This window comes from Burkholderia sp. LK4, from assembly GCF_001043615.1.
Lineage (GTDB): Bacteria > Pseudomonadota > Gammaproteobacteria > Burkholderiales > Burkholderiaceae > Burkholderia > Burkholderia cepacia.
Window position 1 is genome coordinate 19,578 of sequence record NZ_LDUL01000046.1, and the last position, 14,549, is coordinate 34,126.

12 protein-coding genes are annotated in these 14,549 nt (G+C 68.0%); 10 read left to right on the forward strand and 2 right to left on the reverse strand.

What is annotated here, in order from left to right; all coding sequences use genetic code 11:
- The first annotated feature begins 218 nt into the window (after positions 1-218).
- From mhpT to VK92_RS23460, 3 genes are all read left to right on the forward strand, one after another.
- On the forward strand, positions 219-1,424 hold the full coding sequence (gene mhpT / locus VK92_RS23450; RefSeq protein ID WP_048023728.1) for a 3-(3-hydroxy-phenyl)propionate transporter MhpT: 1,206 nt from the start codon (positions 219-221) through the stop codon (positions 1,422-1,424).
- Positions 1,425-1,491: 67 nt separating this feature from the next.
- Positions 1,492-2,631, forward strand: coding sequence for a porin (locus VK92_RS23455; protein ID WP_021158633.1), 1,140 nt, complete (start codon positions 1,492-1,494; stop codon positions 2,629-2,631).
- A 28-nt stretch (positions 2,632-2,659) separates the two neighbouring features.
- Positions 2,660-4,384, forward strand: coding sequence for a tannase/feruloyl esterase family alpha/beta hydrolase (locus VK92_RS23460; protein WP_048023729.1), 1,725 nt, complete (start codon positions 2,660-2,662; stop codon positions 4,382-4,384).
- A gap of 83 nt (positions 4,385-4,467) precedes the next feature.
- Here the strand turns inward: VK92_RS23460 and VK92_RS23465 are convergent, their stop codons facing one another.
- Positions 4,468-4,944: an Lrp/AsnC family transcriptional regulator gene (locus VK92_RS23465; protein WP_027790255.1), complete on the reverse strand. Its 477-nt coding sequence runs from the start codon at positions 4,942-4,944 to the stop codon at positions 4,468-4,470.
- Positions 4,945-5,124: 180 nt separating this feature from the next.
- Here VK92_RS23465 and VK92_RS23470 point away from each other — a divergent pair, with 180 nt between their 5' ends.
- Positions 5,125-6,357, forward strand: coding sequence for a diaminopropionate ammonia-lyase (locus VK92_RS23470; RefSeq protein WP_048023731.1), 1,233 nt, complete (start codon positions 5,125-5,127; stop codon positions 6,355-6,357).
- A gap of 68 nt (positions 6,358-6,425) precedes the next feature.
- A complete protein-coding gene (locus VK92_RS23475) occupies positions 6,426-7,610 on the forward strand; it encodes a M20 aminoacylase family protein (protein ID WP_048023732.1) in 1,185 nt (394 codons plus the stop codon).
- Positions 7,611-7,631: 21 nt separating this feature from the next.
- Here VK92_RS23475 and VK92_RS23480 read toward each other — a convergent pair whose 3' ends face one another.
- On the reverse strand, positions 7,632-8,345 hold the full coding sequence (locus VK92_RS23480; RefSeq protein ID WP_048023734.1) for a GntR family transcriptional regulator: 714 nt from the start codon (positions 8,343-8,345) through the stop codon (positions 7,632-7,634).
- A 172-nt stretch (positions 8,346-8,517) separates the two neighbouring features.
- Here VK92_RS23480 and VK92_RS23485 point away from each other — a divergent pair, with 172 nt between their 5' ends.
- The 5 genes from VK92_RS23485 to VK92_RS23505 form a co-directional block, all read left to right on the forward strand.
- Complete coding sequence (locus tag VK92_RS23485; protein WP_021158639.1) at positions 8,518-9,816, forward strand: MFS transporter; 1,299 nt, start codon at positions 8,518-8,520, stop codon at positions 9,814-9,816.
- Between the two features lie 51 nt (positions 9,817-9,867).
- A complete protein-coding gene (locus tag VK92_RS23490) occupies positions 9,868-10,596 on the forward strand; it encodes a maleate cis-trans isomerase family protein (RefSeq protein ID WP_021158640.1) in 729 nt (242 codons plus the stop codon).
- Positions 10,597-10,606: 10 nt separating this feature from the next.
- Positions 10,607-12,019, forward strand: a complete 1,413-nt coding sequence (hydA, locus tag VK92_RS23495; protein ID WP_048023737.1) for a dihydropyrimidinase — start codon at positions 10,607-10,609, stop codon at positions 12,017-12,019.
- 58 nt (positions 12,020-12,077) lie between these two features.
- The gene (locus tag VK92_RS23500) at positions 12,078-13,274 is read left to right on the forward strand and encodes a serine hydrolase domain-containing protein (protein ID WP_021158642.1); all 1,197 of its coding nucleotides are present in this window, start codon (positions 12,078-12,080) and stop codon (positions 13,272-13,274) included.
- Between the two features lie 77 nt (positions 13,275-13,351).
- Positions 13,352-14,549: serine hydrolase domain-containing protein (locus VK92_RS23505; protein WP_048468193.1), on the forward strand; the 1,198-nt coding region annotated here is incomplete at its 3' end.

The following is a 14,549-nucleotide window of genomic DNA, read 5'->3' on the forward strand; positions in this document are numbered from 1 at the left end:
GCATGGCCCGGGTCGCGAACGGGTTGCGGGTTAACACCGCGCTCGCGACACTTGAAATATCAGGTTACCTGTTATTAAATCATCCCGTCCCTCGACGGGATTTTCTTTCGGGTTATTAATCAGGTTACCTGATAAATGGACGAAACCCGATCACGATAAAGCAAGGACACCGCGCATGCGTTCCGCGTATGCCGCGCGAGTCACGGTTAGGAGACAGCATGGACACTTCCGTTGCCGCAAGGCCGGCCGTCGCGACGACGCTCGGCCTGTGTTTCGCGATCGCGTTGCTCGAGGGGCTCGACCTGCAGTCGGTCGGCGTCGCGGCACCGCGCATGGCCCACGAATTCGGGCTCTCGGTTTCACAGATGGGGCTCGCGTTCAGCGCGGGCACGTTCGGCCTGCTGCCGGGCGCGATGCTCGGCGGCTGGCTGGCCGACCGGGTCGGCCGCAAGCACGTGCTGATCGCGTCGGTCTGCCTGTTCGGGCTGCTGTCGATCGCGACCGCGCAGGTGTCGAGCTTCGCGATGCTGGTCGCCGTTCGTGCGCTGACCGGCCTCGGCCTCGGCGGCGCGATGCCGAACCTCATTGCCTTGTCGTCGGAAGCGGTCGACGCACGCTCGCGCAGCAGCGCGGTGGCCGTGATGTACTGCGGGATTCCGTTCGGTGGCGTGATCGCGTCGCTGATCGGCGTGCTGCTCGCAGGCGACACCGAATGGCGGCACATTTTCTATGTCGGGGGCGTCGGCCCGCTGCTGCTCGCGCCGCTGCTGCTCGCACTGCTGCCCGAATCGCGTGCGTTCCTCGACGTCAGCGCATCGGGCGCGGCGCGCCCCAGCGTCGGACAGACGCTGTTCGGCGGCTCGCGTACCGGCACGACACTGGCGTTGTGGCTCAGCTACTTCTGCACGCTGATCGTGCTGTATTTCCTGCTGAACTGGCTGCCGTCGCTGATGGCCGCGAAGGGGCTCGCGCGCAGCCAGGCCGGGATCGTGCAGATCTTCTTCAACATCGGCAGCGGCCTCGGCGTGCTCGGCATCGGCATGTCGATGGACCGCTTGCGTCCGTCGCGCGTGGTCGGCGGCATGTACGCGGGGATCGTGCTGTCGCTTGCCGCGCTGGCGGTCGCGCCCGGGCTCCTGTGGCTGTCCGCCGCCGCGTTCGCGGCCGGGATGTTCGTCGTCGGTGGCCAGTCGGTGCTGTATGCGCTGGCCGCGATCTATTACCCGACCGCGATGCGTGGCACCGGCGTCGGCTCCGCCGTTGCCGTCGGCCGCCTCGGCTCGGTGGTCGGGCCGCTCGCCGCCGCCGAACTGCTCGCCATGGGCCGCAGCGCGTCGGTCGTGATCGGCGCGAGCATTCCCGTCACGCTCGTCGCCGCCGTCGCTGCGCTGATGCTGATCCGGCGCCCGCAGGCGCACGACTGATTTCTTCCCATTTCAACCACGAGCGCCGGTAGAGCGCGATTACGACACAGGTCTGGAGACGAACACCATGAAGCACACCAAAGCCTTGCTGGCGGCCGGCGCATGCGCGCTGGCCGCGACCGGCGCGCACGCGCAGTCGAGCGTGACGCTGTACGGGATCATCGACACGGGCGTCGAGTTCGTGTCGCACGCGAACGCGGCCGGCGACCACGTGGTGCGCATGCCGGGCGTGACGGGCGAGCTGCCGTCGCGCTGGGGCCTGCGCGGCACTGAGGATCTCGGCGGCGGCTACCAGGCGGTGTTCACGCTCGAAAGCGGTTTCAACGTGCGCGGCGGCGATCTCGGACAGGGCGGCCGGCTGTTCGGGCGGCAGGCGTTCGTCGGGCTGAAGGGCGGTTTCGGCACGCTCGCGTTCGGCCGCCAGTACACGATGACCTATCTCGCGCTGCAGGGCGCGGACATCATCGGCCCCGACATCTACGGGCTCGGCTCGTTCGATGCGTACGTGCCGAACGGCCGCTCCGACAACGCGGTGACCTACGTCGGCACCTATCGCGGCGTGACGCTCGGCGCCGCGTATTCGTTCGGCCGCGACGGCGCGGGCACCGGCAACTCGCCCGGGCAGGGCACGTGCGCGGGCCAGGTGCCGGGGGATGCCACGCAGTGCCGCAACTGGTCGGTGATGCTCAAGTACGACAGCGCGTATTTCGGCGCGGCGGCGTCGTACGAGGAGCAGCGCGGCGGCACCGGCGCGGCCGCCAACTTCTTCGACGGCGTGGCGCCCGTTCCTTTCACGAGCAGCGGCGGCAAGGACGCTCGCGCGCACGTGAGCGCGTATGCGCAGGCGGCCGGCGCGCGGATCGGCGCGGGCTGGATCGGGCGGCGCGTGTCGACCGGTTCGCCGGCCGCGCCCGGTGCGCATTCGGACCTGTTCTTCGTCGGCGCGTCGTATGCGGTGAAGCCCGATTTCGTCGTCGACGGCGAAGGCTACCGGATCGTCAACAGCGCGCACGACACGCGCGCGACGATGGCCACGCTGCGCGCGACCTATCTGCTGACCAAGCGCACGGCCGTCTATGCGCAATCGTCGTATCTGTGGAACAGCGCGCATGCGCGCTACGCGGTCAGCGGCGGCGGGCCCGGCACGACGCCCGGCGAAGGGATGGGGCAGCTCGGCGCGATGGTCGGCGTGCGGCACATGTTCTGATTCGGCAGCCTGACGAACGAGGGATATCTTGAACAGAAAATCTGCATTCCTTTGCATTGCGCCGCTGTCCGCGGCGGCGATGCTTGCCGGGTGCGGCGGCGACGATTCGGTCAACGCCACGCCGACACATATGAGCGCCGCGACGCCGGCCGCGATGACGCAGACCTGCGACGCGCTCGCCGCGAAGCTCGCGTATGCGAACACGTCGTTCACGTCGGTCACGACCGCGGCCGCGGGCGCGCTGACGGTGGCCGGCAAGCCGGTCGCCGAGCACTGCGTGATCGAAGGGAAGATGAACCAGCGCGTGAGCGCGGTGGACGGCAAGACCTACGCAATCGGCTTCGAGATGCGCTTGCCGAAGGCGTGGAACGGCCGTTTCTTCTACCAGGCGAACGGCGGGCTCGACGGCAATGTCGTGACCGCGACCGGCGAGATCGGCGGCGGCGGGCCGCTGAACGATGCGCTGAACATGGGGTTCGCGGTGATCAGTTCGGATTCCGGGCACAGTGCCGCGCAGAATCCGCTGTTCGGCCTCGATCCGCAGGCGCGCATCGACTACGGCTACGGCGCGGTCGACGCGCTCACGCCGATGGCGAAGCAGGTGATCCGGCTCGCGTACGGCAAGGCGCCCGACCGCAGCTATTTCGGCGGCTGCTCGAACGGCGGCCGTCACGCGATGGTCACCGCCGTGCGCAACCCGGCCGACTACGACGGCATTATCGCGGGCGATCCGGGTTTTCATCTGCCGAAGGCGGCGATCGGCGAGATGTACGGCGCGCAGCAGTTCGCGAAGATCGCCTCGGCGACCGGCACGAACGGGCTGCCGGACATCCGCAGCGGCTTCACCGACGCGGAGCGGCAGTTCGTCGGCGCGAAGATCCTCGAGAAATGCGATGCGCTCGACGGTGCTACCGACGGGATGGTGCAGGACGTGGCCGCGTGCCAGGCGCACTTCAGCGTCGAGTCGGACGTCCCGACTTGCGCGAACGGCACACGCACGGGCGCCTGCCTGACGCCCGCACAGAAGACCGCGCTCGAGAACGTGTTCACGGGCGCACGCAACAGCGCGGGTACGGCGCTCTATGCGGGTTTTCCGTACGACCCGGGCATTGCCGGTGGCGGCTGGGCCGCGTGGAAGCAGTCGAATTCGATCACGCTCGATCCGGCCGCGATGGCGTTCACGTTCACGACGCCGCCGAAAAGCGCCGCGACGCTCGCGAACCTGCCCGGTTTCGCGCTCGGCTTCGACATGGACAACGACGCACCGGCGATCTTCGCGACGAACGGTACGTACACGCAATCCGCGTGGACGTTCATGACGCCGCCCGACGAGACGAACCTGTCCGCGCTGAAGGCGCGCGGCGCGAAGCTGCTCGTCTATCACGGCACGGGCGACCCGGTGTTCTCGTTCGACGACACGCGTGACTGGTATGCGCGGCTCGCACAGGCGAACGGCGGCGATGCGTCGGATTTCGCGCGCCTTTATCCGGTGCCGGGGATGAACCACTGTTCGGGCGGGCCGGCGGCCGACCAGTTCGACCTGCTGACGCCGCTCGTCGCGTGGGTCGAACAGGGGCAGGCGCCCGCTACGGTGGTGGCCGCCGCGCGCGACGCGACGAACGCGGTGCCGAGTGCGGATGTGCCGACGTCATGGGGCGCGGGTCGCACGCGTCCGCTGTGCCCGTATCCGCAGGTGGCGCGCTACAACGGTTCAGGCGACGTGAATTCGGCGGCGAGCTTCAGTTGCCGCTGACGTAGCCGTCGATGGGAAACGGCCGGTGCGCGCGATCGCGTGCCGGCCGCTTCTTGTGTGCAATCGCGCACGCATTCACTCGCTCATTCGCCCGGATCGACCGGCACCTCGAGCCCGACCTTCACGCGGCTCATGCTCACCAGCGTCTTGAACCGCTTCACGTTGTTGTTCGCGAAGAACAGCTCGCGCGTGAGCGCGTTGTACTGATCCATGTTGCGCACCGCGACGATCAGCACGAAATCCCATTCCCCCGTCACGTAGTAGCACTGCTGGATCTGCGGGCAGCGCTCGAACGCACGCTTCATCGCGTCGAGCTGGTCGATCTGCTCGCTTTCGACCTCGACGTTGACGACGATCGTCAGCGGATGATCGACCTTGTCCGGTGCGACGACGGCGGTGTAGCGCTCGATCACGCCGTCGTCCGCGAGACGTTTCAGGCGCCGGTTCACGGCCGCGGTCGACAGGTTGACGCGCGCGCCGAGTTCGCTCTGCGGCGTCTGCGCGTCGCGCTGGATTTCCATCAGCAGCTTGCGATCGAACGCATCGAGTGGGGTGGTCATGATGGGGCGTGAAACCTCGAAAGAATGAGAAATTTTTGCGTATGGACGGTCGATTCGGCGATTTTATTGACCGCGATGCGCAATATTATTTTTCGGACCGACGGCGAACGCAACCCGCGCTTGCCCGATCCGATCCACCCGACGGGCCGCCGGCGCGGCCCTGTTCCCGAGCCTTTCGCCATGCTGATCGCCAACCCCCGCGCATCGCGCGCCGCCTATCCCCACGCGCTGCGACGCGTGATGAACATCGCGTCGGCCGACGAAAGCGGCGCGTGGCTGTCGCACTGGCCGCTCGTCGGCCACGCGCACACGCCGGTGCGCGTGCTGCCGGATCTCGCCGCGCGGCTCGGCGTCGCGAGCGTCAGCGTGAAGGACGAGTCGTGCCGCTCGCCGCTCGGCAGCTTCAAGGCGCTCGGCGCGCCGATCGCGCTGGTGCGGCTCGTGAAGCGGCTGCGCCGCCAGCAGGATCTCGATCCGCAAGGGCTCGTCACCGGCCGCTATGCGTCCGAACTGGCCGAGCTGACGGTGATCAGCGCGACCGACGGCAATCACGGCCGCGCGCTCGCCGCCGCCGCGCGCGCGATCGGCTGCGCGTGCGTGATCGTGCTGCACGCGAACGTCGATGCGGAGCGTGAGCGCGCGATCTCCGCGTACGGCGCGCGGATCGTGCGCATCGCGGGGAATTACGACGAATCGGTGGTCTGCGCGGCGCAGCTCGCGCAGGCGAACGGCTGGTATGTCGTGTCGGATACGTCGTACGACGGCTACGAAGCGATTCCGCGCGACGTGATGCAGGGCTACGGCGTGATCGCCGCCGAGGCCGCCGCGCAGGCGGCGCGGGACGACGGGCGGCCGTTCACGCATGTGCTGCTGCAGGGCGGCGTGGGCGGCCTCGCCGCAGGTGTCGCGAGTTATCTGTGGGAGCGCGACGGCGTGGAGCGGCCGCATTTCATCGTCGTCGAGCCGCGCCAGGCCGACTGCCTGTACCAGAGTGCACTGGCCGGGCGCGCCACCAAGGCGACCGGCAGCGTCGATTCGGTGATGGCCGGGCTCGCGTGCGGCGAGGCGTCGCCGCTGGCGTGGGATTTCCTCGAGATGTGCATCGACCATTTCATGCTGATCGACGACGAAGACGCGGTGCAGGCGATGCGCGGCCTCGCGGCCGGCAGCGAACGCGACGTGCCGGTCGTGGCCGGCGAATCGGGCGCGGCCGGCATCGCGGGGCTGGACGTGCTGATGCGCGACCCGGCACGCGCGCGGCAGGTGGGGCTCGACGCGCATTCGCGCGTGCTGGCGATCAATACGGAAGGCGCGACGGCACCGTCCGTGTACCGGAGCTGCGTCGGCGAGGCGGCCGACGCCGTGCTCGCGCGGCAGCGCGACTGGCTGGACCGCGCGACGGTGGCGGCCTGAACGACATCACGGCCGACTACGACCGACTACGACCGACTACGACCGACGAGGCAAACGCAATGGACGCAATGGACGCAATGGACGCAATCGACGAAAGCACGCTGCAGGGCCAACTGAAGACCTGGCGCCGCCACCTGCACCAGCATCCGGAGACGGGTTTCGAAGAGGTGAACACGTCGGACTACGTCGCGCGCATCCTGACGACGCTCGGGCTCGACGTGCATCGCGGGATCGGCGGCACGGGGCTCGTCGCGAACCTGACGGCCGGTACCGGCAAGCGCGCGATCGGCATCCGCGCGGACATGGACGCGCTGAACATCGCCGAGCACGCGCCTGACCGCGAACACGCGTCGCGCACGCCCGGCAAGATGCATGCGTGCGGGCACGACGGTCACATGTCGATGGTGCTCGGCGCCGCGCAACTGCTGGCCGAGCGCAAGGATTTCGACGGCACGGTGCGTTTCATTTTCCAGCCGGCCGAGGAGCACGGCCGCGGCGCGAAGGCGATGATGGCCGACGGGCTGTTCGAGCGCTTCCCGGTCGACGCGATCTTCGGTGCGCACAACATGCCGGGCATGCGCGCGGGCACCTTCTCGACGCGCGCCGGCGGCATCATGGCGAGCGAGGACAATTTCGTGATCCGGATCGACGGGCGCGGCACGCATGCGGCGCGCCCGCACATGGGCATCGATCCGATCGTGATCGGCGCGCAGGTCGTGCTCGCGCTGCAGACGATCGTGTCGCGCAATCTCGACCCTGGCCAGCAGGCGGTGATCTCCTGCACGGAATTCATCACCGACGGGCTGCGCAACGTGCTGCCGTCGACGGTGACGATCAAGGGCGACACGCGCAGCTATTCGCGCGACGTGCAGGCGCTGCTGGAAACGCGGATGCGCGAGATCAGCGAAGGGATCTGCCGCACGCACGGCGCGGCGTGCACGTTCGAGTACACGCACGAGTTCGCGCCGACGGTGAATTCGCCGGAGTGGGTCGACACGGCGGTGCGGGCCGCGGCGGAGGTCGCGGGCGCGGAGGCGGTGAACGCCGACGTGCAGCCGATGATGATTTCGGAGGATTTCGGCGCGTTCCTGCAGGCGGTGCCCGGCAATTTCGTGTTCATCGGCAACGGTGAAGCGGGTGGCCTCGGCGGCGTGCCGCTGCATAACGCGACGTATGACTTCAACGACGCGATCCTGCCGGTGGGCGCGCGGTATTTCGCGGAAGTGGCGCGGCGGGCGTTGCGGGCGGCCTAGCGGATCGTCGGCCCGCAGCCTTCACGCGCCGGCCGAGCGCTGTTCCGGCGCGTCGGCCGTGCCCGTGCGATCGAGGATCGCGAGCACCTCGCGCGCGGTGTTTTCCGAATGGCTGCGCAATACCTGCGGCAGCACCGCATGGTCGGGGTCGGCGAGCGCGGCCATGATGTCCTCGTGCTCGTGCAGCGACTCGGCCCAGCGCAGCGTGTCCGTGTTCGCGGCGCCGCGTGCGCGGTGCACCTTCGACATCAGCGACGCATAGATGCCCGACAGCACGGGGTTGCCGGCCGCGTCGACGATCATCTGATGAATCTGCTGGTTCAGCCGGAAATACTCGGTGCGCTTGCCGGCTTCATGACACTCGACCATCTTCCGGTGCTTCGCCTGCAGCGCGGCGAGCGTCGCCGTGCCGATCCGCTGGCGCAGCAACTCGCCCGCCATCGCCTCGAGCCCGTGCAGCAGTTCGAACGTCGAGACCAGGTCGTCGAGGTCGATCGACGCGACGCGATAGCCGATGTACTGGCGATGCGTGACGGCGCCTTCCGCGACGAGCACCTTCAGCGCTTCGCGCAGCGGCGTTTTCGACACGTCGAACGCGAGGCTGAGTTCCTTTTCGTCGATCCGCGCGCCGGGCGGCAATTCGCCCTCATCGATCATCACGCGCAGGCGCGCGGCGATCTCGGCGGCCATGCCGCGCGTGCGCAGAAGCAGGGGATTGCGGGGTGTCTGGCTCATGATGGTGCGAGCTTATCACGATGTCGGGGCTTACCCTGCACCAACATCGTGATTAAAGAATCTCAATTAAACCAAGTGTTTACGCTAACGGTAATTATAAATTTCTAATCCTATACTCGGTTCCACGTTGCGCGACGTCCTGACCATCCTCGTCCACTCCTGGAGTCCGTCCATGTCTTCAACCTCCGGTGTCGCCGCCATGACGGTCGGCAAATCCGCTGTTCGCTGGAAGATATTCGTCGTGATGCTGAGCCTCATCGCGATCAACTACGTCGATCGCGCATCGCTGTCCGTCGCCATGCCTTACATCTCGCAGGAGTTCAATATCGGGCCCGCGATGGAGGGTCTGATCCTCAGCTCGTTCTTCTGGACCTATGCCGTGATGCAGATCCCGGGCGGGATGCTGGCCGACCGGTTCAAGCCGCGTATCGTGATCGCGACGGCGACCGTGTTCTGGGGCTTCTTCCAGGCGATCGCCGCGTTGTGCACGAATGCACCGTCGCTGCTGCTCACGCGCCTCGGCCTCGGCGCGGCCGAAGCGCCGATCTACCCGGCCGGCGGCAAGCTCAACGCGATCTGGATGACGCAGACCGAGCGCGGCCGCGGCGCCACGCTGCTCGACGGCGGCGCGCCGCTCGGTGCAGCCCTGGGCGCGGTGCTGATCGCCGGGCTGATCGCGGTGCTCGGCTCGTGGCGGCTCGCGTTCGCGGTGGCCGGCGTCGGCACCGTGCTGGCCGGGCTGCTCGCGTGGCACTACATCCGCAACTCGCCGCGCGAACATGCGGGTGTCAACGACCTCGAAGCCGAATACATCGAGGCGTCGCATGCGAGCGATCTCGCGGCCGAGCCGGCCGGCGCGTCGGGCCGTTCGCGCGACTTCTTCAAGTACCGCTCGGTGTGGTGCATGTTCTTCGGCTGGATGTGCTTCAACAGCGTGTTCTACGGGCTGCTCACGTGGATGCCGAACTACCTGCACAAGGTGCACGGCTTCGACATCAAGCAGATGGGCGGCTCGACCTTCATCATCTTTTTCAGCGGCTTCGTCGGCGAACTGCTCGGCGGCTGGATCGCCGACAAGTGGAAGGCCGCGGGCGGCCGCCCGAACGTCGTGATGCGCACGCTGTTCGGCATCGCGGCGGTGATCGCCACGGTGTCGATCTTCTCGGTCGCGTATGTGAAGGACCCCGTCGTGTGCGTCGCGCTGCTGTCGTCGACGCTGTTCTTCCTGCGCTGGTGCGGGCTGTACTGGTGCATCCCGTCGTCGCTCGGCACGCGCAACAAGATCGGCTTCCTCGGCGGCCTGATGAACCTCGGCGGCAACATCGGCGGCGTCACCGTGCCGATCGTCGTCGGCGCGATCGTGCAGTTCACTGGTTCCTATTTCCTTGCGCTGATGGTGTTCGCGGCGGCCGGCGTCGGCCTGCTCGTGTGCTCCAGCGCGATCGACTACGAAAACAAGCTCCCCGTCTGACCGACCCCTTTCACTGCATCGACTGCATTCACTGGTAGAGAGAAACCCGTCATGAAAAAACGTACCCTGCTCGGCATGCTCACCCCGTCCTCCAACACGTCGCTCGAACCGCTGACGAGCGCGATGGTCGCCGGCCTGCCGGGCGTGTCCGCGCACTTCGCGCGCTTTCCGGTCACCGAGATCTCGCTGACGGGCCAGGCGCTCGGCCAGTTCGACGACGACAAGATCATCCAGGCCGCGCTGCTGCTCGCCGACGCGAAGGTCGACGTGATCGCGTGGAACGGCACGTCGTCGGGCTGGCTCGGCTTCGAGGCCGACGAGCGGCTGTGCGAGCGCATCACCGCGGCGACCGGCATTCCGGCCACCACGTCGGTGCTCGCGCTCAACGAGATCCTGAAGAAGACGAACGCGCACGAGTTCGGCCTCGTCACGCCGTATCTCGACGACGTGCAGACGAAGATCGTCGACAACTATCGCCGTTCGGGGCTGAACTGCATCGCCGAGCGTCACCTGAACCTGAAGGTCAATTTCTCGTTCTCCGAAGTGACGGGCGACGAGATCGGCAACATGGTGCGCGAAGTCGCGGCGGCCGGCCCGCGCGCGATCTCGATCTTCTGCACGAACCTGAACGCCGCGCACCTGGTGCCTGCGCTCGAGGAGGAAACGGGCATCCCGATCTACGACACGATCTCGACCGTCGTGTGGAAGTCGCTGCAGCTTGCCGACTACGACACGCGGCAGGTGAAGGGCTGGGGCCGTCTCTTCAGCGAAGTGATCTGAGGCGGGCGCCATGTCGAACGATCTCGATTTCGTGATCCGGCACGCCGACGTCGTCACGGCGGCGGACCGGTTCTCGTGCGACATCGGCATCCGTGCGGGGCGCGTGGCCATGCTCGGTCACGGGCTGCCGCGCGCGCCGCGCGAGCTCGATGCGAGCGGCATGCTCGTGATGCCGGGCGGCGTCGATGCGCACTGCCATCTCGATCAACCGATGCCCGACGGGCTGCGGATGGCCGATGATTTCCTGTCCGGCACGCGCTCGGCGCTGTGCGGCGGCACGACGACCGTGATCCCGTTCGCCGCGCAGGCGAAGGGGCAGTCGCTGCAGGCGGCCGTCGACGACTATCACCGGCGCGCCGACGGGCGTGCGCTGGTCGACTACGGCTTTCACCTGATCGTCGCCGATCCGACGCCGCACGTGCTGGCGGAAGAATTGCCGCGGCTGATCGCGAACGGCTACACGTCGTTCAAGGTGTACATGACCTACGACGACCTGAAGCTGAACGACCGCCAGATGCTCGACGTGCTGTCGGTCGCGCGCGAGCACGGCGCGCTCGTGATGGTGCATGCGGAGAATTCGGACTGCATCGGCTGGCTCACCGAGCGGCTGCTCGGCGACGGCCACGTCGCACCGCGTTTCCATGCGCATGCGCGGCCGGCCGTGGTCGAGCGCGAAGCGACGCATCGTGCGATCGCGTTCGCGGAACTCGTCGACGTGCCGATCCTGATCGTGCACGTGTCGGGCGCGGAGGCGATCGAGCAGATCCGCTGGGGGCAGTCGCGCGGGCTGCCGATTCTCGCCGAAACGTGCCCGCAATACCTGTATCTGACGGCCGCCGATCTCGGCCATGACGATCACGGTTATGAAGGCGCAAAGTGCGTATGCAGCCCGCCGCCGCGCGATCCGGCGAACCAGCAGGCCGTGTGGAAGGCGCTGAAGCAGGGCGTGTTCTCGGTGTTCTCGTCCGACCATGCGCCGTTCAGCTACGACGATCCGTGCGGCAAGCATCCGGGCGGGCAGGCCGTTTCGTTCGACCATATCCCGAACGGGATTCCGGGGCTCGAGACGCGGCTGCCGCTGCTGTTCGATGGCGTGCGTCAAGGGCGGCTGTCGCTGCACCAGTTCGTCGAGCTCACGTCGCTGCGCCCCGCGAAGCTGTACGGGCTGTATCCGCGCAAGGGGACGATCGCGGTCGGCGCCGATGCGGACATCGTCGTGTGGGATCCGGACAAGCGCGTGCGGATCGCGAATGCGTCGCTGCATCATGCGGTCGACTACACGCCCTACGAAGGGATCGAGGTGACGGGCTGGCCGCGTCATTGCCTGTCGCGCGGCGAGTTGCTCGTCGAGGATGGCCGCCTGCTCGCGGCCGAGCCGGGGCGCGGGCAGTTCGTGCCGGCCGGCAAGCCGTGCCTCGATTGACGTCCGTCGATGTGAGCGCCCGTTCCACGCGGCAGGCGCGGTTTAAGCAGGAGCAAGGATGAGTATTTCCAACGCAATGCGCGGCATCGCGGCCGCAGCGATCGTCGCCGGTTCATGCGGCGGGCCGGCGCTGGCCGCCGGCGGCGCGCCGCAGGACATGCCGAGCGTCGTACCCGAATCGGCCGGCGTCGATTCGGCGCCGCTCGTGCGGCTGTCCGAATGGCTGCGCCGCGACCGGATGGACGTGCGCAGCCTCGTCGTCGTGAAGGACGGCAAGATCGTGTTCGAGCGCTACGGCGACGGCCTCACGCGCGATCACAACTACGAGCTGTATTCGGTGACGAAGACGATCACCGCGCTGCTCGCCGGCATCCTCGACGGCGAGGGCAAGCTCGGCCCGTCGACGAAGGTCACGCCGCTGATCGCGGCCGCGCGGCCCGATCTCGCGAGCGAACTCGCGGACAAGCGGGACATCGAGCTGCGCCACCTGATGTCGATGTCGAGCGGGCTGCGCTACACGACGCGCGAAGGCACCGATCCGCTGTACTACGAAGCACCCGACCGGCTGAAAGTCGCGGTGACGAGCCGCGCGGCGCAGCCGCCCGGCACGCAGTTCGACTACATCGACGTGAACCCGGTGCTGGTCGGCACGGCGGTGTCGATCGCCGCGCGCGAGCGCGAGGACGCGTTCGCGCGCTCGCGGCTGTTCGAGCCGCTCGGCTTCGCGCACTACCGCTGGAGTGGCGCCGACGGCACCGGCGCGGTGGCGGGCGGATGGGGCCTGCGGCTGCGTGCGGTCGACATGGCCAAGATCGGCATGCTGCTGCTCGACAACGGCCGCTGGAACGGCAAGCAGATCGTGCCGGCTGGCTGGATCCGGCAGATGACGACGCCGTCGCCGGCCGCGGCCGATTACGGCTACTACTGCTGGATCAGTCACGTCGTCGAACACGGCACGCCGGAATTCGGCGCAATGGGCTTCAAGGGGCAGTTCATCACGGTGCTGCCCGCGCAGCGTGCGGTCGTTGTCATGACGAGCCTGCTGCCGACCGACGGCGGTTTGCGCGACGCAACCTACCTGAACCTGTATCGACGGATGGTGAACGACTACATCCTGCCCGCGCTGACGCCGGCGCAGCCGCCGGTCGAGCGCGCGGAAACGACGCAGGCGCTGCGCGACGAGCTGGCGCGCAGCCGCGAGACGAAGGGCGTGCCCGGCACGGCCGCCGCCTTCAACGATGCGCCGGAGATTTGACAAGGATGACGAACATGATCGCCAATCCGGACGCATGGCCCGATTCGCGGCGGCCCGCATCGCGTGCCGCGCCTTTCATGCGCCGGCTGCTCGCGCGGCTTGCGACGCTGCTGATCGGCAGCGGTGCGCTCGCGCCGGTGCCGACGATGTCGGCGGCGCATGCGGCCGATGCACTGCCGCCGCTGCATGAAACCGGTATCGAAGCCGCCGCGCCGGAGGACGCCGGCGTCGATTCGCGCAAGCTTGTCGAGCTGTCGCGCTGGATCCGCGAGCAGAAGCTCGATGTCTACAGCCTGCTCGTCGTGAAGGACGGCAAGCTGATCTTCGAGCGCTACGGTGCGAACGCGTCGCGCGATTCGACCTACGAGCTGTACTCGGTGACGAAGGCCGTGACGTCGCTCGTCGCGGGCATCCTGGTCGATCGGGGCGCCGTGCATCTCGACGAGCCGGTGGCCGCGCGGCTCGCCGCGTGGCGCCCCGACCTCGGCGGCGCGCTCGCGGACAAGCGAGGCATCGAGCTGAAGCACGTGCTGTCGATGTCGAGCGGACTGCATTACGACTTCAGCCCGAAGGACGATCCGATCTACTACACCGCGCCCGACCGGCTGAAGCTTGCTGTCTCGGCCGTGCCGAAGGTCGCGCCCGGCACCGCGTTCGAATACACCGACGTGAACCCGATCCTCGCGTCGGCGATGTTGAGCGCGGCGGCCGGCGAACCCGTCGAGCGTTATGCGCAGGCGCGTCTGTTCGCCCCGCTCGACATGAAGCGCGCGACATGGGAGCGCGCGGATCGCACAGGGCTCGTGTCGGCCGGCTGGGGGCTGCGGCTGCGCGCGGTCGACATGGCGAAGATCGGCATGCTCGTGCTCGACGGTGGGCGCTGGCAGGGGCGGCAGGTGGTGCCGCAGGCGTGGATCGCGCAGATGACGTCGCCGCGTGGGTCGGCGCATTTCGGCTACTACTGGTGGATCAACAACATCGTCGAGAGCGAGCCCGAATTCGACGCGATGGGCTTCAAGGGGCAATTCATCGCGGTGCTGCCGAAGCGCAACACGGTGATCGTGATGACGGGCGTGCTGCCGATTGACGGTGGCCTGCGCGATGCGGAGAACGTGAAGCTGTTCCGCCGGATGGTGAACGGCTACATCCTGCCGGCGCTCGATGGCGGGCGGGCGTGGGGGCCGGGCTCGGGCGGCGCCGATACGCGTGCGGCGCTGCGCGACGAGCTTGAAGTGAGTGCGCGCGCCGCAGGCGTGCCCGGCACGCAGGTCGATC

Coding starts and splice junctions, on each gene's coding strand:
- VK92_RS23500 (WP_021158642.1), top strand. CDS start 12,078: ATGAGTATTTCCAACGCAATGCGCGGCATCGCGGCCGCAGCGATCGTC.
- mhpT (WP_048023728.1), top strand. CDS start 219: ATGGACACTTCCGTTGCCGCAAGGCCGGCCGTCGCGACGACGCTCGGC.
- VK92_RS23465 (WP_027790255.1), bottom strand. CDS start 4,944: ATGACCACCCCACTCGATGCGTTCGATCGCAAGCTGCTGATGGAAATC.
- VK92_RS23485 (WP_021158639.1), top strand. CDS start 8,518: ATGTCTTCAACCTCCGGTGTCGCCGCCATGACGGTCGGCAAATCCGCT.
- VK92_RS23470 (WP_048023731.1), top strand. CDS start 5,125: ATGCTGATCGCCAACCCCCGCGCATCGCGCGCCGCCTATCCCCACGCG.
- VK92_RS23475 (WP_048023732.1), top strand. CDS start 6,426: ATGGACGCAATGGACGCAATCGACGAAAGCACGCTGCAGGGCCAACTG.
- VK92_RS23490 (WP_021158640.1), top strand. CDS start 9,868: ATGAAAAAACGTACCCTGCTCGGCATGCTCACCCCGTCCTCCAACACG.
- VK92_RS23455 (WP_021158633.1), top strand. CDS start 1,492: ATGAAGCACACCAAAGCCTTGCTGGCGGCCGGCGCATGCGCGCTGGCC.
- hydA (WP_048023737.1), top strand. CDS start 10,607: ATGTCGAACGATCTCGATTTCGTGATCCGGCACGCCGACGTCGTCACG.
- VK92_RS23480 (WP_048023734.1), bottom strand. CDS start 8,345: ATGAGCCAGACACCCCGCAATCCCCTGCTTCTGCGCACGCGCGGCATG.